Source organism: Psychrobacter sp. JCM 18902, from assembly GCF_904846615.1.
Classification (GTDB): Bacteria; Pseudomonadota; Gammaproteobacteria; order Pseudomonadales; family Moraxellaceae; genus Psychrobacter.
This window is the reverse complement of the sequence record NZ_CAJHBK010000001.1, coordinates 156,278-177,234: the sequence shown is the minus strand read 5'-3', so window position 1 is coordinate 177,234 and position 20,957 is coordinate 156,278. Positions and strand designations below refer to the sequence as shown.

The window sequence follows — 20,957 nt, the reverse complement described above, 5'->3', positions numbered from 1 at the left end:
ATTTACACAAGATGGTTCGTCTTATAGAAATGGCTGCAAATCCTTATCCATATCAAGAATGTGTGCCCACTATCTCTAAGTAACGCTGTTTTATAAGACAGCAGGCTACTCAAACACAGCAATATATGTAGGGTCAGTTTTATGGCAGGAGTCTATCGATGTACAGTGACAAGATGCGTGTGCATCTATAAAAGAAGCTTATTATTGATAAATAGCAGACAGCATTTACAACAGATTGATTTATACAGAGGCATTGATATTCACAATTTAAATCACTCTCACAGCCAATACTAATTTGTAAAATGGTTAGATTTTACGACAGGCTTATTAAAAAAATTTAATTGCTGAATATTTTTCCATGTTTAATACAACCGCTAGAGTCACGCTTAGCGCATTTCAAATAATAAGTTTATCTTAGTCATTGTAGACAGATAAGTCCGGAGACAATACATAAAGTCATCGATAACAATCGTTATGATTACTATCTTTGCAATATCATTGTCACAAAGAAACGAAAACTGCGTAAGCCACTGATAAGTAACCTATCGTCCTCATTTTCAAGTGCCACGGCAATATCATAAAAGCCGCTCACTGACCAATCAACTGCTATTATATTCGATGGTTTGTGAGCTATTGTCAAGAAAAACTTCTAAAGCCCATCCCTAACTATTAGTTATTAAATAATATACATTCATAAGGATTATTTGTTAGAATCGAAAGCTGGTACATTTTTAGTACCATTCCAACACTTAAATGTTATATTGACACATATATACACATCTGTTTTTTACCCCTTGAGAGGATTGCTACTATGGCATATGCGTCTAAAATAAATACTGCTACCAAACTGCTTATGAGTACTGCGTATGTGCTAATGCTGTCGATGAATGCCAGTCATGCTATTCAAGTTTATAAATCTGTCGGTGCACATGGTGAAGTCAAATACAGCCAACATGCGCCTCAAAATGGTAAAAACATTGAGCTGATTGAATTTCGTAGTGATGGCAGACAAAGCAATGCAGGACAATTGGCTGGCAAAACAGATGCCAATCAAAGTACTAATACTCAAAGCGTAGAAGAGCAAAGAGTTGCAGCGCTTGAAGCACGGATTAAAGAACAAGAAGCACAAGCCAATGCACAGCGGTGCCAGTCACTCCGCAATAATTTGACCAACTTGAATGTCGGCGGACGTATTTATGAGATGGATGCAAATGGCAAGCGTCAATATTTAGACGGTCGTGAAATTGAGCTCAAACGTGAACGCGTACAGCAGGCAATTGATCAGTATTGTGGCAACTCAACTACCTAGGCTTAATGCTAATTATAGACGTTAATCAATAGCTGCATCACATGACGAATGGCTGCTGGCATATCCTGAGCTTGTAGTCCTCGTTGTCCAACCACCAACGTATTATTACTTTGATTGACCAGCGTATCCCCTGCTAATCCATGTATAACAACCGCTTGATGCAAGCTTCGCATTCTTGACGATAAATCTTGTTGTGCTAGCAGACCAGCAATGACACCGGACAACACATCACCCATGCCAGCCGTCGCCATACCCGCATTACCGGCAGCACAAACATAAACGTGGTGCTCATCTAAGCCCTGCTCTAATATCAAAGAACCTGCGCCTTTTAGCACCCATTCACCACCATAAGTTGTAGCGCACTGTTTTATCGCTTGTAGTCTATTGCTTTCCACTTCACTGATTCTCTTATTCAGTAATCTAGCAGTTTCGCCACTGTGCGGTGTCAAACAAACTTGATGATTAACGCTATATTCTCGCAGCTGACTGACCAATTCATGATGCTCTAATTGCAATGATGCCAAATGATAAAGTCCATCAGCATCAATCACTATTGCCTTTTTAGCTGTCATCGCAGTTTGTAGATACTTTATAAATAACACTTTTGCTTTTTCATCACGACCAAGCCCCATACCAATCGCAATCACAGTGGCTGACTTGATTAACTCCTGCACTCCATCCACATCATGCAAATTGATCGTCATTGCATCTGGTAGTGAAGTTAATAGGGCGCTATGAAAAGCCTCATGGCAAGCAACCGTAGTTTTACCCGCTCCTGCCGCCATCGAACTCGAAGCAGACAATATCGCAGCGCCGCCCATACCTTGTGAGCCATCGATACGATTACCGCCAATAATCAGTACATGACCATAGCTCCCTTTGTAGCTATTTTGACGGCGAGGACTTAGACCATATGCAGTAGTAATTAGTGTTGCTACTGGCATGAAACTTTTGTCATTTATTGGGTAAGGTAGCAGCGGTATATCAATTACCTTGCCGCTACAATCCATACCATCTTTGGTATGCAAACCGAATTTCCGTGCAATTAAACATAGCGTTATATCAGCTTGTATAGCCACATGCTCAAACACCTCGCCAGTCGAAGCCACCAAGCCACTTGGAATATCAACCGCAATGGCCAAGGTACTATTTCGTTCAGATAACTTATTAAAAGTGCTAATGGCTGTTTTATAAATACCTATAGGCGCACGATCCAGTCCAATACCAAACAGTGCATCAATATAGACATCGGCTTGCAGATTACCATCTACTCCTTCTTCTAGCTCACAAGCACTATTTTCAAAGCGTTGATAAGGGCAATTGGCCAATAGCGCCTCTTTTAGGGCTTTTTGTGCATCGGAAAATACTGTTGTGTCATTGGTATCAAAATCATCACTCTCAAAACCCACTGTTACCACTTGTACCTGCCAACCCATTTGCTGTAAATAATAAGCAATGAGCCAACCGTCGCCACCATTATTACCCTTTCCAACCCAAATGCTCACTCGATGCTGACGCATATGACGAAGAGGAATATAAGTAGTGGCTGATGAAGAGATATTTAATTGTTTTTGTTCATATAATTGTTCTATGTGTTGCGCCATTTGCCAGGCTGCTTGCTTCATTAACCCAAAACTATCATGACCCTCTACAAACCATGCTTGTTCCATCGCATAGAGTTGTTCACTGCTATATAACGGGATAGGTTTTGTACTTTTTATAGGTGATAAATTGATCTGATTTTTCATAACTAATCCTTGAGTATTTTTTGCTGATTTTTTATTTTATTGAGATATGATTACTATCATTTAGCATCAGCTTAGCAAACGCTTACATCAACGTATGTATCAATATGAATGTGAAATTATTTGCTTTTATACTTGCGCTCTCAGCTCACTGGCTTATTATATCGGTATTCACTTTATCGCCTACTGTCACACATGAATAATCTTCCTAAAGTAAAGCCTATCTCTTCAACCCAGCAGAAATCAGCTAAGCAAATCTCTACTGAACCTAAGCCTGCGTCCGAAAAAAAGATTAATGTGAATAATAGCCCAACATTTACCACCACAGCAGATGTCAAACAATGGATTAAAGACCAAGCACAGGCTTTAGGGTTTGCCGACTGTGGGTTTTTATCGGTGCATCACCCTTTATTTGCTAAGCAGATTGTACAATTGCAACAATGGCTCGAAAAAGGCTATGAGGGGCAACTGCAGTTTATGCATAACAATCATGAACTGCGGGCAAATCCTGACCAACTGGTAGAAGGGGCAAAAACCATCATCAGTGTCCGTATGGACTATCTAACTCAAGCACCAACTCCACGTACGATTACTGACAATGACTACCCCAATCAAGGTATCATTGCTCGTTATGCCAGAGGACGCGACTATCATAAAACGATGCGCAGTCGTCTGAAGCAATTGGCACTAAAGATAGAAGCCATGCTTCCTGAGTGGCAACACCTCAATATAGGTTCAGAGCAAGATTTTATTTTTAGGCCTTTTAGCGACTCTGCTCCTATTTTCGAGCGACCCATTGCCGATGCTGCTGGTCTTGGCTGGACAGGAAAGCACACCTTATTAATCAACAAGCAAGCAGGTTCATTTTTTGTATTGGGTGAGCTATTTATTAGCCTTGAGTTACCTGATGACAAACCCGTCAAAGAGCATTGCGGCAGTTGTAGCGCTTGTATCAATATCTGTCCCACTCAAGCGATTGTCGCGCCCTATAAGCTCAATGCTGCAGCTTGTATCTCCTACCTCACTATCGAGCACGACGGTATTATTGATACAAAATACCGCCGCGCGATTGGTAATCGCATCTTTGGCTGTGACGACTGTCAACTTATCTGTCCTTGGAATCGCTACGCCAATCTTACACCTGTAGAGGACTTCGCACCACGGCATAACCTTGATAGCAGCAGTCTGCTTGAGCTGTGGCAATGGCAAGAAGCTGAATTTATGAAAAAAACTGAAGGCAGCCCGCTTAGACGCACAGGCTATGTGAACTTTTTGCGTAATATCGCGATTGGTCTTGGAAATGCTAATGGTAATGAAGAAACCATTACTCAGTTACAATCAAAGTTGGGCGTACATAACGAAATGCTCGATGTACATATCAATTGGGCCATAACTGAACAGTATGAGAAGTTAAAAGACCTCTAAATCTTAAGTTTATATTTATATACGCTAAAAAAATGCCTCTTATTATAGTAAGAGGCATTTTTTATTTTATTCACACATATCGCTGACAGTTCAAAACCATATTATGGCTTATGGCTTAGGAATACGCAGTACTTGACCAGGATAAATCTTATCAGGGCTAGATAGCATCGGCTTATTGGCGTCAAAGATTTTCATGTAATCATCCGCTGAACCATAAACCTCTTTTGCGATCTTAGACAAGCTATCACCAGATTTCACTGTATACATCGTTGACTCAGGCGCATCTTCTTCGATATCAATATTATCGATTACCTTAGCTACGTTTTGTACATTACCAATGGCGATAATCGCTTTTTCGCGGTCTGCTTGCGTTTTAGCTTTACCGCTGATTTCTGCAGTATCTGTTGAGCCGTTATACTTGATTTTCAAATCGCTAATATTAAGATTCTGCTGTTGAATACGACGAAGTAAAATATTGGCAACTGATTGCGCAGAAGGTTCACTACTCTGTACTGGCGTATTAGCGTCTGCTTTTGTTTCTGACTTGGCATCGTGTTTGGCGTCATCACGATTGAAAATTTTATCACCGATATCTTTTGCGAAACTGAACATACCCATTTACATACTCCTTTAAATATTGTTATTTATTATTGATCATTATTCTTTTAATGGCATATACATTCGTATATAACCACACTTTATATATAACTACACTTTGTTACTGCTTACCATTATGAGTATAGACAAAGATAGGTGATGTAGATAGTAATAGTATGTTGAGTAATGTTGATTTGGCGTAGCTTATGTTAACGTATTGATTAGTCACATAACTACCTGTTGCTATGGTAAATTAAGAACATAAAAAAGCCGCCTATCTCTACAGATAGGCGGCTAAAATAACTCGCTAAGCCACTAGCTAATTATAGCTGCGCTTGTACATAATCAATCGCTTTTTGAACAGTCGTTAATTCTGCTGAATCTTCATCAGGAATGGTAATGCCAAAGTCACTTTCAAATGACATGACTAATTCGACTAGGTCTAACGAATCTGCACCTAAGTCTTCCATAAATGATGCATCATTGTTGATATCTTCAACATTCATACCCAATTGCTCAGCTACTGCAGCTTTAACTCTTAGCTCGGTATCATTACTCATGTAGATTTCTCCTTTTTGATCTATTATTTTGGCAAGTCACCATAGGCCTATCATTAGGCTCTACAGCATTGTATATAAAATCATATCTTCAGATTAGCACAGCTATCTGAGTACTTTGTAACTTGTTTTATAGCTGGTTATACGTTTTGACAGATGTCTAGTAAAGCCCTGCTATAATACAGGGCTTTGACATAAAAGTATCCGTCATTATAACACCCTTTATTATAGTTTACACTCGTGCACAGAGTTTTTTATTATAACTGTGCAACACTTATTTATCACCTACATATACATACCACCATTGACAGGAATAACAGCGCCTGTGATATAACTGGCCTCATCGCTGGCTAAGAAATGTACGGCGGCGGCAATGTCTTCTGGCTGTCCAAGGCGGCTGATAGGTACAGCGTCTAGCATAGAGTTCAATAGGCGCTCATCAAGCTCGTCCGTCATATCCGTTTCGATCAAACCAGGGGCTACGCAATTGATCGTCACCTGTCGTGAGCCAATTTCACGCGCGAGCGTACGGCTGAACCCTTCGACGCCCGCTTTGGTCGCCGCATAATTAGACTGACCTGCATTACCCATTTGAGCAACGACAGAGGTTATATTGATGATGCGACCACGGCGTGCTTTCATCATACCGCGCACAGCACGTTTACTCATGCGGTATACCGACGTCAAATTGGTATCGATAACATTTTCCCAGTCGTCATCTTTCATACGCATCAGCAGACCATCTTGGGTGATACCTGCATTATTGACCAAGACTTGTACTGCGCCGTAGACGCTCTCAATCTCTTCAAACAGCTTATCAATTTGTGCGGTATCGCGTACGTCTAAAACACGTCCAATACCGCCACTATCGTGGAGATAACCATCAATCAGTTCAGCACCTTTTTCCGTAGTCGCTGTACCAATAACAAAATGTCCTTCTTTGGCGAAACGTTTGGCAACGGCTTTACCAATACCACGGCTAGCACCTGTCACTAGAGTAATCGTACGACTCATGATAACACCTCCATTAATTTATCAAGACGAGCGGGCTTGTCAGTAGGATAGCTCGTAATTGGCTGTGCTTGACGCTTCGCCAAGTTGCTCAATACATTACCACTGCCGCATTCGATTAAAATATTAATTTGTTTGTCAGCCAGCTCTTGCATGGTTTTTGACCATAACACTGGTTGGCTTAATTGCTCTGTTAATGCATGCTTGATACCGACCGCACTGCTCTCAACACGCGCATGTCGATTTTGGATAACAGGAATCGTCGCTTGATCAAATTTTATTTCTGCCAGAATCTCAGCCAATGCACTACTGGCTGGCTCCATAAGCGCGCAATGTGATGGTACGCTGACCTTTAGCGGGATAGATTTTTTGCCGGTGTTTTGCACTTTATCAATAACGGCATTCACACCAGCAGCATTACCCGATATCACCACTTGTCCTGGACTATTAAAGTTGGCTGCACCTACAATGGCACCTTCGACATGTTCAGTCGCTTGCTCACACAAATTTTCTACTCGATTATCCTCAAGCCCTAACACTGCTGCCATAGCAGTATCGACACCTACAACGGCTTCTTGCATCAATTGACCGCGCTTATGTACCAATTTAACCGCATCAGCAAGCGTTATGACTTCAGCCGCACAAAGCGCACTGTACTCACCTAGAGAATGACCCGCTAAATAACAAGGCGCTGTGGTTATTTTTTGTTTTAAGATACGCCAAATGGCGATGCTGGCCGTCAGTAATGCAGGCTGAGTATATTGTGTTTGATTGAGTTTTTCTTCATTTTGACAGATTGCCCATAAGTCTTCACCAAGCGCGGCGCTAGCTTCAGTAAAGGTATCGAGAATCTCTGGATAGATTTCAGCAAGCTCACTAGTCATCCCGACTACTTGCGATCCTTGACCAGGAAAAATTACCGCAATACGTGTCGGCGGCTTTTTTACCATATCGGGTACAGAGGCCATAACCAATATTCCTTATTTAATTGGAAATATCCCTAAAAACAATTGGGGTTTATTATATTATTAGAGGCGATATAAAGCCGTTGCTTTAGTATTTGTCTAAAAAAACGGATTATCGATAAACTATACACTGACGCACACTATTATCATAGCGGATGCTACTGAAACACGTATAGTAAAAGATACTACTCAAATTAAAATGGTAGAGTATATCGGTTCATTTTCATATTTTCTAAAGGCGCATGGTAAAAGGTTGTTCAAATACCTACCATAAAAGCCAATAGCAAAAAGCCAAGTTATCTAGCCACATAATATATGATAGCGAAATAACTTGGCTTTCTTCAGCTCAAAGCATATTACCTAATAACAGCGTTGCAAAAATAATGACAGTCACCAGTACTATCATTATTTTTACAATCAGCTATTGAATAGCCAATAATTTAAGCGTCTTGACTAACTTTAAACAACTGGCGACCACGGTAGAAACCATCTTTAGTCATGTGATGACGACGATGTTTTTCACCAGTGGTAGCATCTACGCTTATCTCAGCGATTTCCATACGATGATGTGAACGGCGCATGTCACGACGAGAACGACTTTTACGACTTTTTTGAACGGCCATGATATAGCTCCTATACTTAAAAGGGGATAAGCTTGAAATTCAGCTTTAATCGACACTGACAGAGGCTATATAATCACAACAACCTAAGTCTTACGCATCATTAGTTAAATAGATTGCCACGTAGTAAAGTGTTGATTACGTCTAAAATCTATAGTTAGTCTGCAAGATCAGCATCTATCTGCCAGTAGCAGATTGCTAGAATGCAATAAACGGGACATTATACGCATGTTTAGCGGATTAATAAAGCCCTGCTTCTCACTCTTTGGTAGAAAGCTGATGAAAGGTATCATAAATTTATTAAGTAGTACATTGATATATGACTTGTCTCTTAATAAGATTACAACTTGCCTTTTAGCGAGGCTAAAGCAGCAAAAGGATTTTCGCTTTCTTCCTCTTCTGGAATCTCACCAAATTGCTCTACCGTCATTTCACAGTCGTCATGTTTTGGCGACATTGGCGTCTTCAGTAATATCTCATCTTCTACCAATTTTTTGAATGGCAATAAAAGCTCTGGTGCAGGCTCAGTAATAATTTCATCAAGTAATAAATAGTCTTGTTCATCATTGATTGAACGTGCTTGGCTCTCATCTTCTAGTAGCGCAATATTATAATCATCAGACAAATCGATAGCTACTGGCTGTAGGCAACGCTGACAGGTTAACCAAACTTCACCCGTCAGTGTGAATGCCAAATGTAAGACATTATTGCGTCGATACAGATTGGCATTAAGCGAGATGTTTGCTTGTTCATGTTCGGTGGCTAAGGTAGCAGCAAGACGTTTGAAAGCGCTTGGCTCTACCTCTCCTGTCCATTCATATCCAGTATCTGCCCATTTATCCAAAGAAATAGATTCAGGCATACTAGTAGATAAAGGCGCTTTTTTATTATCAGCATAACCTGCTGACGGTTTACTTTCTGGAGTGCTTGACATGCGCGACCTCATTCATCAAAACGGTGTATAATATTGCCTGCCATACTAACGGAAAGTATTGAGCGACGCTAGCGCTAGTATGTTAAATTTATTTGATATGAACTCTATTTTCATCTCTTTATTTCTCCTATTTATATTCAAAGATAGTTCTTCTTTTTATCTTTTATTTGACCAGTGTTTTACCTATGAATGTGTTTAATGATAAACCTGACTTCTCGAACCTACTTTCTCCACTTGAAGCAAAGATACTATTGCAACGTCTCACTACTTTAACCAGTAGTGTGAATACCTCTTCCACTGACTCGTGGAACCTTAACAACAATCAGTGCTTAGAGGATGTAAAAAGTGAATGGCAAAGGTTAGAAAGGTTAGCTGCTATCAAAGGCTTAGATGGCACTCCATCATTGGTTAATAAATACGAGCAAGCGGCTACTGATTGGCTCATCCAATTATTCAATAATTTATTCACTCATCAAAACGTTACATTGGTTCGTGGACAAGGAGAACCAGAGTACTTTCAGGCACAAAATAACGAACCCGCAAAAATTGAATTCGCTCATGGATTTTTTGCTAGTGCGTTGCATGAGCTTAGCCATTGGTGTGTGGCTGGAGAGGCTCGTAGACGTTTGCCTGACTTTGGCTACTGGTACGCACCAGATGGTCGTACCGCCGCTCAGCAGCAAGCATTTGAACGCGTAGAGATTAAGCCGCAAGCGTTAGAGTGTTTATTTACTCTCGCTTGTGAACGGCAGTTTCAAGTCTCACAAGACAACCTGTTTGCTGACTTTGATACAAGCAATAGTACATTCGCAAATGACGTCTACCGACAAGTGCAACAATACATCGCTAAGCCTGATATATTGCCACCTGATGCTAAAACTTTATTACACGCCTTACTCAGTGTCTCTATAGCTGATCTAGAGTAACAGCAGCATGTCAGCATAAAGGTGTGGCATTTTTGCGTTAACGATTGTCTACGCATAGTAACGGCTTGCAATCAAACTTATATTGGCTTTGCGCTATACTAAGAAGGCAGTGATGCTTTTTTAGTATACTTAGTGAAAGAAGCATACGCGCCACAAATGTTCTACTTAGTCAAAAACTTCACATTTAAAAGCCCATAACTATAAAATAAGGAACTGCTATGCAAGTATTTTATATTCATCCAGAAAATCCACAGCCACGTCTGATTGAGCAAGTGGCGGATATGTTACGTAAAGACCAGCTCATTATCTACCCTACCGATACCAGCTATGCTTTTGGTTGTCGCTTAGGAGCAAAGGATGCACTCGATAAGCTCAAACAAATTCGTGAGCTTGATGATAAACACCAGTTTACCTTGCTGTGCCGTGACTTAAGCGAAATTGCCAACTATGCTGCAGTAGACAATATACAATTTAAACAGCTTAAAGCACTTACTCCTGCGCCCATCACCTTTATCCTCAATGCCACAAAAGACGTACCAAAAAAATTGGCACATGCGAAGAAAAAAACCATCGGTATTCGAGTACCTAGCAACCCTATTGCGCAAGCGCTTTTAGAGGCCATGGATGAACCTATCTTAACCAGTTCATTAATACTGCCTAACCGTGATGACATACTAGATGATCCCTTTGAGATTGAGGATTTATTAGGCAATCAAATCGACGGTTTGATAAATGCAGGTATAAAAACCACTAAGCTCACTACGATTGTTGATATGACTGGTAGCCAGCCTGAAATTATCAGACAAGGTGCCGCGGATGTAGATTCACTACTACGGTAATAGACTCAAGTATCAGACACAAAAAAAGCTCCAATTCAATTGGAGCTTTTTTATATACATCTTTTGCTTATTGTAAAATTAGTCGCGATCAACCAATTCTACATATGCCATTGGCGCATTGTCACCATCACGGTAACCACATTTTACGATACGCAAATATCCACCTGGACGGGTCTGGTAACGAGGACCTAACGTGCCAAATAGTTTACCTACCATAGCTTTGCTACGCATACGGCTAAATGCCAAACGACGGTTAGCAACGCTGTCTTCTTTAGCCATAGTGATTAATGGCTCGGCAACGCGACGTAACTCTTTTGCTTTTGGTAAAGTTGTTTTGATCAGTTCATGCTCAAATAATGAGTTAGTCATGTTCTGAAACATTGCCTTACGATGACTGCCGGTACGACCCAGCTTGACTCCACTCTTACGATGGCGCATAGTCAAAAATCCTTAAAGTTTAACGGCTACGATAAGAAAAGCGATCATCAACACGAAGGTCAGCTGGTGGCCAGTTATCTAGGCGCATACCGAGCTCTAAATCTTTAGACGCTAGTACGTCTTTGATTTCCGTTAATGATTTCTTACCAAGATTTGGGGTTTTTAGAAGTTCAGTCTCTGAACGTTGTACCAAATCACCGATATAGTAAATGTTTTCAGCTTTCAAGCAGTTGGCTGAGCGAACCGTTAGTTCAAGATCGTCCACAGGGCGTAATAGCACCGGATCAACCTCTTCTTTCTCTTTCACAGGCTCAGGCGCTTCTTCAGCTTCTAGGTCAACAAAGATAGAAATCTGTTGTTGTAAAATAGTGGCTGCTTTACGAATTGCTTCTTCTGGATCTATAGTGCCATTAGTTTCAAGCTCAATGATAAGACGATCAAGATCAGTACGCTGCTCTACACGAGCGTTCTCAACCTGATAAGCAACACGAAGCACAGGACTAAAACTTGCATCAAGCTTTAAACGTCCGATTGCTTTAGTATCACCATCTTCACGGCGCTGGTTTGCTGGCTCATATCCACGACCCATTACTACACGCAAACGCATCTTAAGATGACCACGATCACTCAATGTACCCAACACCAATTCTGGATTGACGATGTCTACATTATGCGGTAACGCGATGTCTGCAGCAGTAATAGTGCCTGGACCTTGTTTATCCAAGGTCAAAAATACTTCATTTTGGTCATGAAGGGTAATAGCCAAGCCTTTTAGGTTCAAAAGCAAGTCAAGTACATCTTCTTGTAGCCCTTCAAGCGTTGAGTATTCATGGTCAACACCATCAATCTCAGCTTCAATGACTGCAGCACCAGGTAATGAAGATAACAAGATGCGACGTAAGGCATTACCAAGGGTATGCCCAAAGCCGCGTTCTAACGGTTCGAGCGTGACTTTCGCAATCGTTTCATTAACCGTATCCACATTAATGGCATTCGGCGTTAGAAACTCAGTTGCATTTAGCATCATGATGTCACCTCGATTTATTAAACTGGTTTAATTAACGTTGATTGCTCAATGCCGTTTTCACGACATCGAGCAGTACGTCATTACTTAGAGTATAGCTCAACGATCAAGCTTTCGTTGATTTCAGCAGGTAGATCAATACGATCAGGCGCTTGTTTGAACGTGCCTTGTAATTTGCTGTGGTCAACATCTAGCCATTCTGGAATACCACGTTGGGTAGCCAGCTCAATTGCGTTTTTAATACGTAATTGCTCGCGAGACTTCTCTTGGATAGCGATGACATCACCATCTTGCAACTGAATTGATGGAATGTTCACACGAACAAACTCATCACGGCCAGCTTTTTTTACCATAACAGTACGATGACTGACTAGCTGACGTGCTTCGGCGCGAGTTGAGCCAAAGCCCATGCGATAAACAACGTTATCTAGACGGCTCTCAAGCATGGCTAACAGGTTTTCACCAGTAGCACCGCGCTTACGAGCAGCTTCTTTATAGTAATTAGCAAACTGACGCTCTAGTACACCATAGATACGCTTCACTTTCTGCTTTTCACGCAGCTGTAAAGCATATTCTGAGGTCTTGTTACGGCTTACACCGTGTTGACCTGGTGGACGACCAGCTTTTTTCGTTTTTACGTCGTATGGTTTAACGCCAGACTTAAGACCTAAGTCCGTGCCTTCACGACGTGATAATTTGAGTTTTGGTCCAATATAGCGGGCCATTGTTATGTCTCCTATAAGCTTTTGGGATAAAAAGCTTCGTCTTTAATATTAGACGCGGCGCTTTTTCGGCGCACGGCAACCATTGTGTGGGATTGGGGTTACATCAGAGATGCTGTTAACTTTATAACCCAATGCACCTAGTGCTCTTACCGCAGACTCACGACCCGGTCCTGGTCCTTTGACCAAAACGTCGATATTCTTAACACCATATTCTTGAGCCGCTTTACCAGCGACTTCAGCTGCAACCTGAGCTGCAAATGGTGTAGATTTACGTGAACCACGGAAGCCTTGTCCACCTGAAGTGGCCCAAGCCAGTGCATTACCTTGACGATCGGTAATCGTAACAATGGTGTTATTAAAAGACGCATGGATATGGGCAATGCCCTCCGATACTGAACGACGAGTCACTTTCTTGCGACTACGAGTGTCTTTAGCCATCTTTTAGCTTCCTAAGTTAATTATCTTTTGAGAGGGCGTGTCGGACCCTTACGAGTACGAGCGTTGTTCTTAGTATTCTGACCTCTAACTGGTAGGTTACGACGATGACGGATGCCACGGTAACAACCAAGATCAACTAAACGCTTGATATTCATTGACACTTCACGACGAAGATCACCTTCAGTCATGTAATTTGCAACTTGTGCACGGATAGCATCTAACTGTGTATCATCTAACTGACTAACTTTAGTAGTAGGGGCAATGCCAACTGCTTCTAAGATTTTCTGAGCAGTGGTACGACCTACACCAAAGATGTAAGTTAGTGAAATAACAGCATGCTTATTATCCGGAATGTTTACGCCGGCAATACGAGCCATTGATTTCTCTCCATTAAAGAAAAATAAGCGTTATTTATCAATAAGGCTTTATTTTTCAGATTTGTTGCTGTCAATACTAAAGCTTTTATAATTATTATCGCTGCTTTGACTTGGTTACAAGCCTATTCATTGACGGTCTTATAAAAGTTTTTGCATAAACTACGGCAAGTGGCGGATGATATCCCATCCGCCGTCATTTTTCAAGTGTTAATTGAGATAGTAACAAAAGTCTAAGACTTTATAATACTAAATATTAACCTTGACGTTGCTTGTGGCGAGGTTCTGCTGTACAGATGATATGTACACGGCCTTTACGGCGCACAACTTTACAGCTACCACAAATCTTTTTAACTGATGCTTGAACTTTCATAGCATGCTCCTTTGAGATATCGTACCGCTCATTTAAGGTTGAGTGGGCGATTGAATTAACGTCTGATCATGATATTGATGGGTCATCAAATGCGCTTGGATTTGCGAAATGAAGTCCATTACCACAACCACCATAATCAGTAAAGACGTACCACCGAGTTGAAACGGTACACCAAACGATGACTGGACGACCATTGGCATTAAACAAATAACCGTCATATACATCGCGCCAATAAAGGTCAGTCGGTTTAATACATGATCTAGGTAACGCTGAGTTTGTTGTCCGGGGCGAATACCTGGGATATACGCACCACTACGTTTAAGGTTTTCAGCTACTTCACGTGGGCTAAATACCAATGCCGTATAGAAGTAACAGAAGAAAATAATCATCGCGCCAAACAGAACCAAATATAGCGGCTGTCCTGGAGACAACACCAATGCCATATTCTGTAGTATCTTTTGTGTAAGGGTAGGATCAGTTGATTGACCGACCCACTGCCCCAAACTTGCTGGAAACAACAACAACGAGCTGGCAAAAATGGCTGGGATAACCCCTGCCATGTTAAGCTTCAGCGGCAAATGTGACTGCTGCTGAGCATATATTTTGCGACCTTGTTGCTGCTTCTGTGCATAGTTCACTGGAACACGGCGCTGAGCACGTTCAATATAAACGATACCAGCAGTAACCGCGATGCCTAGTAGCACAAAAATAAACAGTACAATCAAGTTCATTTGTCCTTGATTGACCTGTTCAATAGACTGCGAAATCATACCTGGAGTACCAGCCACAATACTCGCAAAAATGAGCATTGAAATACCATTACCTACGCCGCGCTCTGTAATCTGCTCACCAAGCCACATCAAGAACATAGCGCCCGCTACCAATGAGGTAACCGCTGGAATATAAAAGGTCAGACCAGAAGATAAAGTAAGATTTTGACTGATTAAGCCAGCACACATTCCTAATGACTGTACTAGGGCTAAAGCAAGTGTCCCTTGACGGGTATACTTGTTCAACTTACGTCGTCCCGCTTCACCTTCTTTTTTGAGGGCTTCAAGCGATGGCAATACTGCAGACATCATTTGTACAATAATCGATGCTGAAATATATGGCATAATACCGAGCGCCATAATGGACATACGCTCTAGTGCACCACCTGAGAACATATTAAACATACTCAAAATGGTGTTTTCGTTGCGCGAAAACAGATCAGCCAAGTTGACCGGATTGATACCCGGTACTGGAATATGTGACCCTAAACGATAAACAACCAATGCGCCGATTAAGAATAATAAACGCGTCCATAATTCATCATACTTGCGTATGAATGCAAATGGATTGAGCGGTATACCAGTCGATGACATTGATTGTTTTGACACGTTACTACTCCTCGATGCTACCACCAGCAGCTTCGATTGCTAGCTTAGCGCCTTTAGTCACTTTGATACCTTTAAAGGTATAAGCCTTAGTGACTTCGCCTGACAACATAATACGGGCACGCTTCATGTCGTGACGGATTAGGTTAGCAGCTTTAAGTGTTTCAAGGCTAACCACATCGCCATCAATTTTATTTAGTTCAGAAAGACGTACTTCAGCCGTCTTCATTGCCATTTTACTGGTAAAACCAAATTTCGGTAGACGACGATATAAAGGCATTTGACCACCTTCAAATCCTGAGCGTATGCTAGAACCTGAACGAGATTTCTGACCTTTTACACCACGACCACCAGTCTTACCAAGACCTGAACCGATACCACGACCACGACGTTGGGCAGTTTTCTTTGCGCCAACACCTGGTGATAATTCATTTAATCTAAGACCCATTACGCTTCCTCCACTTTTACCATGTAGTTAACGCGATTGACCATACCACGTGTTGAAGGTGTATCTTCTACTTCAACAGTATGATTAATACGGCGTAAACCCAATCCTTTCAAGCTCGCTTTGTGGCTCTTTAGGCGATGGGCACCCGATTTAAATTGAGTGACTTTCATTTTTTTCATCGTAACTCACCTAGTCTAAGTTAACCCAAGATTTCGTCTACAGATTTACCACGTTTTGCTGCCATCTTCTCTGGAGTTGACATATCACGTAAACCGTTAAACGTTGCGCGAACAACGTTAGCAGTATTGGTAGAACCATAACATTTAGTCAAAACATCTTTGACACCAGCAACTTCTAATACAGCACGCATTGCGCCACCAGCGATTACGCCAGTACCTTCAGATGCAGGTTGCATATAAACTTTACTAGCACCATGACGTGCTTTGATCGGATGATACAAAGTTGCATCATTAAGCTCAACAGTAATCATATTACGTTTGGCAGCTTCTAGTGCTTTTTGGATAGCAGCTGGCACTTCACGTGCTTTACCGCGACCAAAACCAACACGACCATTGCCATCGCCCACTACAGTCAATGCAGTGAAAGAGAAAATACGACCACCTTTAACAACTTTTGCAACGCGATCAACGGTAACTAAGCGTTCTACTAGACCGTCAGTCTGTTCATTTTTATCATTTTTATCATTTCTAGCCATGATTAAAACTCCAATCCGTTTTCGCGAGCTGCTTCAGCTAAAGCTTTAACTCGACCATGATATTTAAAACCACTACGGTCAAAGGCAACTTTAGTGATACCAGCTGCTTTTGCGCGTTCTGCGATCATTTGGCCCACAGACGTTGCTGCATCAGCATTGCCAGTCGCGCCTGAGCGCAAGCTGCCGTCTAAGGTAGATGCCTGAGCAATCACTTCACCACCGGTAGGAGAGATAATCTGGGCATAAATATGTTTTGGCGTGCGAGTAACCGTTAAGCGATGAACGCCTAAGAAACGGATATGCGCGCGGGTTTTCTTAGCTCGACGCAGACGAGCTGCTTTTTTATCAAACATTTCAACTCACCTTATTTTTTCTTGGCTTCTTTGCGAATCACATGCTCGTCACTATAACGAATACCTTTACCTTTATAAGGCTCAGGTGGGCGGAAACCGCGGATATTAGCCGCTGCTTGACCAAGCTGCTGTTTATTGTTTGATTTCAAAACAATTTCAGTTTGCGTTGGGGTTTCAGCTGACACACCTTCAGGCAACGTATATTCTACTGGATGAGAGTAACCAACGTTCAAAGTTACCTTGTTACCAGCAACTTGTGCGCGATAACCAACACCAATTAACTGAAGACGCTTTTCAAAGCCTTCATTCACGCCTTTAACATAGTTGTTAACAAGAGCGCGCATGGTGCCAGTGTGCATCATGGCTTCTTTTGAATCGACTGTAGGTGAGAAAATGATCGCATCATCTTCCTGTTTCAGCTCGACCAATTCATGCAGGCGTAAAGACAAAATGCCGTTCTTGCCTTTCACTTCGACCTGCCGATCGTTCAAAGTAACACTTACGCCGTTTGGCAGTGTCACTGGGGCTTTAGCCACACGAGACATAGGAATATTCCTTAAAAAATTAACTTCTTTATATTAGCGAAAAAACTAACAGGCTAAAAAGCGTGTTAGTTTAGCATAGTTGACTGCGTTAGACACCTATCAATTTGAAATAATTCATTATTACTCAATCAATAGAAGTCTAACAACCATCAAATAGACTTTATCGTCGTGTAGCTTACGCTACAAATGCGACGATTTCACCACCGATACCAGCAGCGCGTGCAGCACGATCACTCATGATGCCTTGGCTAGTTGATACGATAGCAACACCCATACCTTGCTTAACAGTAGGGATAGCGTCTTTACCGCGGAACTGGCGTAAACCAGGACGGCTAAAACGTTGAATCGTTTCGATGACAGCGCGGCCTTCGAAGTATTTCAATTCGATAGATAGGGTTGCTTTATTGTTTGCTTCTTCAGTAACAACAGCGCTCGCCACATAACCTTCGCTAACTAGCAAATCAGCAATTGATTTACGTAATTTAGAGCTCGGCATTGCTACCGATACTTTGTTAGCCATTTGTGCGTTACGAATACGGGTTAGCATATCCCCAACGGTATCTTGCATACTCATATAGTTACCCCTTACCAGCTTGCTTTACGAACACCAGGCACATCGCCTTGCATGACACGCTCACGCAGCATATTGCGTGATAAGCCAAACTTGCGGAAGTAACCGTGAGGACGACCGGTGATAGCACAACGATTGCGCAGACGTACTGGCGATGAATTGCGTGGAAGAGCTTGTAGCTCTAGCATCGCTTCCATACGAGTTTCGTCACTTGCAGTCATATCACTGATAGTTTCTTTTAGCTTGATACGCTTATCAGCGTACTTAGCAACCATTTTTTCGCGCTTTAATTCGCGGTTAATCATGCTCTTCTTTGCCATAACGTCTTTACCTTATTTAAATGGGAAGCCGAATGCTTTAAGCAACGCGCGACCTTCTTCATCAGATTGAGCTGACGTGGTGATTGTCACATCCATACCGCGGATACGATCAATCTTGTCAAAATCTACTTCTGGGAATACGATCTGTTCTTTGATACCCAATGAGTAGTTACCACGTCCGTCAAAGGCTTTAGGTGAAAAACCGCGGAAATCACGAATACGAGGAATTGCAATGGCAATGAGACGATCTAAAAATTCGTACATTTGCTCACCGCGTAGCGTTACTTTGCAGCCAATTGGCCATTCTTCACGAATTTTGAAGCCAGCAACTGATTTACGCGCTTTGGTGACGACAGGTTTTTGACCAGCGATAGCGGTCATGTCAGCTACTGCACCTTCAAGCAATTTCTTGTCTTGAGACGCGCCGCCTACACCCATGTTAAGTGTGATTTTAGTGATTTTAGGCACTTGCATCACATTAGCCAAACCAAGCTCTTCTTTGATTTGCTGCTTTAATTCTTCGTTATATAAAGATTTTAATCTTGCCATTACCATTACACCCTTAGTGTCTTACGCAGTCGCCACTACTTCACCGTTCGAACGATAGACGCGTTGTTTCTTGCCGTCTTCGCCGAACTGATAAGTAATACGATCAGCTTTTTGGGTTTGCGCATTTAATATTGCGACATTTGAGATATGTAGAAAAGCTTCTTTCTTAAGAATGCCACCTTCAACGCCAGTTGCCTGATTTGGCTTCTGATGTTTAGTGACAATATTAATGCCTTCAACTTTAATACGATCATTTTTTACAGCTTGTACAGTACCTTGCTTGCCTTTGTCTTTCCCAGCAATCACGATAACTGTATCGCCTTTACGTAATTTTGACATGGATTACCTCACAATACTTCTGGTGCTAGTGATACAATTTTCATAAACTGATCACCACGTAGTTCACGAGTTACCGGTCCAAAAATACGAGTTGCAATCGGTGCTTTATTTTGGTTCAACAATACCGCAGCATTGTCGTCAAAACGCAGAACAGAACCATCAGGACGACGAACGCCTTTTTTGGTACGTACAACTACAGCATTCATCACGTCGCCTTTTTTAACACGACCGCGAGGAATGGCTTCTTTAACCGTTACTTTAATAATGTCGCCAACTGATGCATAACGACGATGAGAGCCACCCAGTACTTTAATGCACTGAACTCGTCTTGCACCGCTATTATCTGCAACTTCCAGCATCGATTCAACCTGAATCATAGCGTTACTCCACACGTATGAGCAATAAAAACCAGTTGCTGCCGCTAGCACAGTATGAGTAGTCGGCATTTTAATAATAATAACCGCTGCTACTCTTAATGTGAGTGATATACGCTCGGCGCAATCAGCATCCTTAAAAAGGCGGCTATTTTAACAGCTTCTGGCTTTTAATGCAATTTACTTAGATTTTTTCTACTTTTTCAACCACTTCAACCAAAGTCCAAGACTTGGTTTTAGAGATTGGACGCGTTTCTTTGATGCGGACAAGGTCGCCTTGTTGGCAAACATTATTCTCATCATGGGCTTTGATTTTTGTAGAACGACGAAGCTGCTTGCCATACAAAGGATGACGAACCAGACGCTCAATCAAAACTGTGATGGACTTGTCCATCTTGTCACTGACAACTCGTCCTGTCAATACGCTAGCATTAGCTGTTTGATTGTTATCGCTCATGAGTCGCCTCGTTGTTTCTCGTTAATCAAAGTCTGAAGCTGAGCAATCGCACGACGATTAACACGTACTTCATGGGTATTACCCAACTGACCAGTTGCTTTAGCCATACGAATACGGAAAGCATCAAGTTGCTTTTCATCAAGTAACTGAGTCAGTTCTTCTAATGATTTATCACGTAATTCACTGATCTTCATTACATTATCGTCCGCTTAACAATGGTAGTTTTAAAGGGCAGTTTTGCTGCAGCAAGCGTGAACGCTTCGCGAGCAAGTTCTTCTGAAACCCCTTCGAGTTCATATAGCACTTTACCAGGTTTGATTTCGCATACCCAATATTCTACAGGACCTTTACCTTTACCCATACGTACTTCTAGTGGTTTATTGGTAATTGGTTTGTCTGGGAATACACGAATCCAAATCTTACCACCACGCTTAATTTTACGAGTGATGGTACGACGTGCTGCTTCAATTTGACGGGCAGTCATACGACCACGAGTCAACGATTTTAGACCAATTTGTCCGAATGCAACGGTGCTTCCACGATGAGCTAGCCCAGTGTTACGACCTTTGTGCATTTTACGAAACTTGGTACGTTTTGGCTGTAACATAGT

The 20,957-nt window shown here is 41.8% G+C and carries 31 protein-coding genes; 4 read left to right on the top strand and 27 right to left on the bottom strand.

Going from position 1 to position 20,957, the window contains the following annotated elements:
• Window positions 1-811 precede the first annotated feature (811 nt).
• On the top strand, window positions 812-1,309 hold the full coding sequence (locus JMY05_RS00805) for a DUF4124 domain-containing protein (RefSeq protein ID WP_045446657.1): 498 nt from the start codon (window positions 812-814) through the stop codon (window positions 1,307-1,309).
• A gap of 8 nt (window positions 1,310-1,317) precedes the next feature.
• Here the strand turns inward: JMY05_RS00805 and JMY05_RS00800 are convergent, their stop codons facing one another.
• Window positions 1,318-3,057: an NAD(P)H-hydrate dehydratase gene (locus JMY05_RS00800; protein WP_201613910.1), complete on the bottom strand. Its 1,740-nt coding sequence runs from the start codon at window positions 3,055-3,057 to the stop codon at window positions 1,318-1,320.
• Between the two features lie 192 nt (window positions 3,058-3,249).
• Between JMY05_RS00800 and queG the strand changes: the two genes are divergently transcribed.
• A complete protein-coding gene (queG, locus tag JMY05_RS00795) occupies window positions 3,250-4,479 on the top strand; it encodes a tRNA epoxyqueuosine(34) reductase QueG (RefSeq protein WP_045446739.1) in 1,230 nt (409 codons plus the stop codon).
• A 108-nt stretch (window positions 4,480-4,587) separates the two neighbouring features.
• Here the strand turns inward: queG and lysM are convergent, their stop codons facing one another.
• The 6 genes from lysM to JMY05_RS00765 all read right to left on the bottom strand — a co-directional run bounded on the left by lysM (window position 4,588) and on the right by JMY05_RS00765 (window position 9,163).
• On the bottom strand, window positions 4,588-5,097 hold the full coding sequence (gene lysM / locus JMY05_RS00790) for a peptidoglycan-binding protein LysM (RefSeq protein ID WP_201613909.1): 510 nt from the start codon (window positions 5,095-5,097) through the stop codon (window positions 4,588-4,590).
• Window positions 5,098-5,399: 302 nt separating this feature from the next.
• Window positions 5,400-5,636: an acyl carrier protein gene (gene acpP / locus JMY05_RS00785; RefSeq protein WP_025652201.1), complete on the bottom strand. Its 237-nt coding sequence runs from the start codon at window positions 5,634-5,636 to the stop codon at window positions 5,400-5,402.
• A 282-nt stretch (window positions 5,637-5,918) separates the two neighbouring features.
• Complete coding sequence (gene fabG, locus JMY05_RS00780; protein ID WP_045454442.1) at window positions 5,919-6,647, bottom strand: 3-oxoacyl-ACP reductase FabG; 729 nt, start codon at window positions 6,645-6,647, stop codon at window positions 5,919-5,921.
• Window positions 6,644-7,612, bottom strand: a complete 969-nt coding sequence (fabD, locus tag JMY05_RS00775) for an ACP S-malonyltransferase (protein ID WP_201613908.1) — start codon at window positions 7,610-7,612, stop codon at window positions 6,644-6,646. The genes fabG and fabD overlap by 4 nt, the downstream gene beginning before the upstream one ends.
• Window positions 7,613-8,049: 437 nt before the next feature.
• Window positions 8,050-8,232: a 50S ribosomal protein L32 gene (rpmF, locus tag JMY05_RS00770; protein ID WP_011512869.1), complete on the bottom strand. Its 183-nt coding sequence runs from the start codon at window positions 8,230-8,232 to the stop codon at window positions 8,050-8,052.
• Window positions 8,233-8,569: 337 nt separating this feature from the next.
• Window positions 8,570-9,163, bottom strand: coding sequence for a YceD family protein (locus JMY05_RS00765; protein ID WP_045446650.1), 594 nt, complete (start codon window positions 9,161-9,163; stop codon window positions 8,570-8,572).
• A gap of 185 nt (window positions 9,164-9,348) precedes the next feature.
• On the opposite strand from JMY05_RS00765, the gene JMY05_RS00760 reads away from it, so the two are divergent.
• Window positions 9,349-10,089: an elongation factor P hydroxylase gene (locus tag JMY05_RS00760; protein WP_045446733.1), complete on the top strand. Its 741-nt coding sequence runs from the start codon at window positions 9,349-9,351 to the stop codon at window positions 10,087-10,089.
• A 218-nt stretch (window positions 10,090-10,307) separates the two neighbouring features.
• On the top strand, window positions 10,308-10,928 hold the full coding sequence (locus tag JMY05_RS00755) for an L-threonylcarbamoyladenylate synthase (protein ID WP_045446647.1): 621 nt from the start codon (window positions 10,308-10,310) through the stop codon (window positions 10,926-10,928).
• 78 nt (window positions 10,929-11,006) lie between these two features.
• On the opposite strand, the gene rplQ is transcribed toward JMY05_RS00755, so the two are convergent.
• The 20 genes from rplQ to rplP form a co-directional block, all read right to left on the bottom strand.
• On the bottom strand, window positions 11,007-11,366 hold the full coding sequence (gene rplQ / locus JMY05_RS00750; RefSeq protein WP_021813387.1) for a 50S ribosomal protein L17: 360 nt from the start codon (window positions 11,364-11,366) through the stop codon (window positions 11,007-11,009).
• 19 nt (window positions 11,367-11,385) lie between these two features.
• Window positions 11,386-12,393: a DNA-directed RNA polymerase subunit alpha gene (locus JMY05_RS00745; RefSeq protein WP_045446643.1), complete on the bottom strand. Its 1,008-nt coding sequence runs from the start codon at window positions 12,391-12,393 to the stop codon at window positions 11,386-11,388.
• 80 nt (window positions 12,394-12,473) lie between these two features.
• Complete coding sequence (rpsD, locus tag JMY05_RS00740; protein WP_010196731.1) at window positions 12,474-13,115, bottom strand: 30S ribosomal protein S4; 642 nt, start codon at window positions 13,113-13,115, stop codon at window positions 12,474-12,476.
• Between the two features lie 48 nt (window positions 13,116-13,163).
• Entirely contained in the window at window positions 13,164-13,553 is a 390-nt protein-coding gene (gene rpsK, locus JMY05_RS00735) for a 30S ribosomal protein S11 (protein ID WP_045454458.1), read from the bottom strand.
• Window positions 13,554-13,573: 20 nt separating this feature from the next.
• Complete coding sequence (gene rpsM / locus JMY05_RS00730) at window positions 13,574-13,930, bottom strand: 30S ribosomal protein S13 (protein ID WP_021813384.1); 357 nt, start codon at window positions 13,928-13,930, stop codon at window positions 13,574-13,576.
• A gap of 253 nt (window positions 13,931-14,183) precedes the next feature.
• Window positions 14,184-14,300, bottom strand: coding sequence for a 50S ribosomal protein L36 (rpmJ, locus tag JMY05_RS00725; RefSeq protein ID WP_010196721.1), 117 nt, complete (start codon window positions 14,298-14,300; stop codon window positions 14,184-14,186).
• 32 nt (window positions 14,301-14,332) lie between these two features.
• Window positions 14,333-15,664, bottom strand: a complete 1,332-nt coding sequence (gene secY, locus JMY05_RS00720; protein ID WP_173936727.1) for a preprotein translocase subunit SecY — start codon at window positions 15,662-15,664, stop codon at window positions 14,333-14,335.
• A 19-nt stretch (window positions 15,665-15,683) separates the two neighbouring features.
• On the bottom strand, window positions 15,684-16,124 hold the full coding sequence (gene rplO / locus JMY05_RS00715) for a 50S ribosomal protein L15 (protein WP_045446637.1): 441 nt from the start codon (window positions 16,122-16,124) through the stop codon (window positions 15,684-15,686).
• Window positions 16,124-16,303, bottom strand: a complete 180-nt coding sequence (gene rpmD, locus JMY05_RS00710) for a 50S ribosomal protein L30 (RefSeq protein ID WP_010196714.1) — start codon at window positions 16,301-16,303, stop codon at window positions 16,124-16,126. The genes rplO and rpmD overlap by 1 nt, the downstream gene beginning before the upstream one ends.
• Before the next feature lie 20 nt (window positions 16,304-16,323).
• A complete protein-coding gene (rpsE, locus tag JMY05_RS00705) occupies window positions 16,324-16,839 on the bottom strand; it encodes a 30S ribosomal protein S5 (protein ID WP_010196711.1) in 516 nt (171 codons plus the stop codon).
• A gap of 2 nt (window positions 16,840-16,841) precedes the next feature.
• Window positions 16,842-17,192: a 50S ribosomal protein L18 gene (gene rplR / locus JMY05_RS00700; protein WP_021813381.1), complete on the bottom strand. Its 351-nt coding sequence runs from the start codon at window positions 17,190-17,192 to the stop codon at window positions 16,842-16,844.
• 11 nt (window positions 17,193-17,203) lie between these two features.
• On the bottom strand, window positions 17,204-17,737 hold the full coding sequence (rplF, locus tag JMY05_RS00695; RefSeq protein WP_045446634.1) for a 50S ribosomal protein L6: 534 nt from the start codon (window positions 17,735-17,737) through the stop codon (window positions 17,204-17,206).
• A gap of 175 nt (window positions 17,738-17,912) precedes the next feature.
• On the bottom strand, window positions 17,913-18,311 hold the full coding sequence (gene rpsH / locus JMY05_RS00690) for a 30S ribosomal protein S8 (RefSeq protein WP_045446631.1): 399 nt from the start codon (window positions 18,309-18,311) through the stop codon (window positions 17,913-17,915).
• A gap of 11 nt (window positions 18,312-18,322) precedes the next feature.
• Window positions 18,323-18,628 carry a 30S ribosomal protein S14 gene (rpsN, locus tag JMY05_RS00685; RefSeq protein ID WP_021813378.1) on the bottom strand — a complete coding sequence of 102 codons (306 nt, stop codon included), beginning with the start codon at window positions 18,626-18,628 and terminating at the stop codon, window positions 18,323-18,325.
• A gap of 12 nt (window positions 18,629-18,640) precedes the next feature.
• A complete protein-coding gene (rplE, locus tag JMY05_RS00680) occupies window positions 18,641-19,177 on the bottom strand; it encodes a 50S ribosomal protein L5 (protein ID WP_011512858.1) in 537 nt (178 codons plus the stop codon).
• Between the two features lie 21 nt (window positions 19,178-19,198).
• On the bottom strand, window positions 19,199-19,516 hold the full coding sequence (rplX, locus tag JMY05_RS00675) for a 50S ribosomal protein L24 (protein ID WP_045446626.1): 318 nt from the start codon (window positions 19,514-19,516) through the stop codon (window positions 19,199-19,201).
• Window positions 19,517-19,524: 8 nt separating this feature from the next.
• Window positions 19,525-19,893, bottom strand: coding sequence for a 50S ribosomal protein L14 (gene rplN / locus JMY05_RS00670; protein WP_010196702.1), 369 nt, complete (start codon window positions 19,891-19,893; stop codon window positions 19,525-19,527).
• A gap of 181 nt (window positions 19,894-20,074) precedes the next feature.
• Window positions 20,075-20,347: a 30S ribosomal protein S17 gene (gene rpsQ, locus JMY05_RS00665; RefSeq protein ID WP_045446623.1), complete on the bottom strand. Its 273-nt coding sequence runs from the start codon at window positions 20,345-20,347 to the stop codon at window positions 20,075-20,077.
• Window positions 20,344-20,541, bottom strand: coding sequence for a 50S ribosomal protein L29 (gene rpmC / locus JMY05_RS00660; RefSeq protein WP_011279794.1), 198 nt, complete (start codon window positions 20,539-20,541; stop codon window positions 20,344-20,346). The genes rpsQ and rpmC overlap by 4 nt, the downstream gene beginning before the upstream one ends.
• The gene (rplP, locus tag JMY05_RS00655) at window positions 20,541-20,954 is read right to left on the bottom strand and encodes a 50S ribosomal protein L16 (protein ID WP_055125273.1); all 414 of its coding nucleotides are present in this window, start codon (window positions 20,952-20,954) and stop codon (window positions 20,541-20,543) included. The genes rpmC and rplP overlap by 1 nt, the downstream gene beginning before the upstream one ends.
• Between the last annotated feature and the right edge of the window lie 3 nt (window positions 20,955-20,957).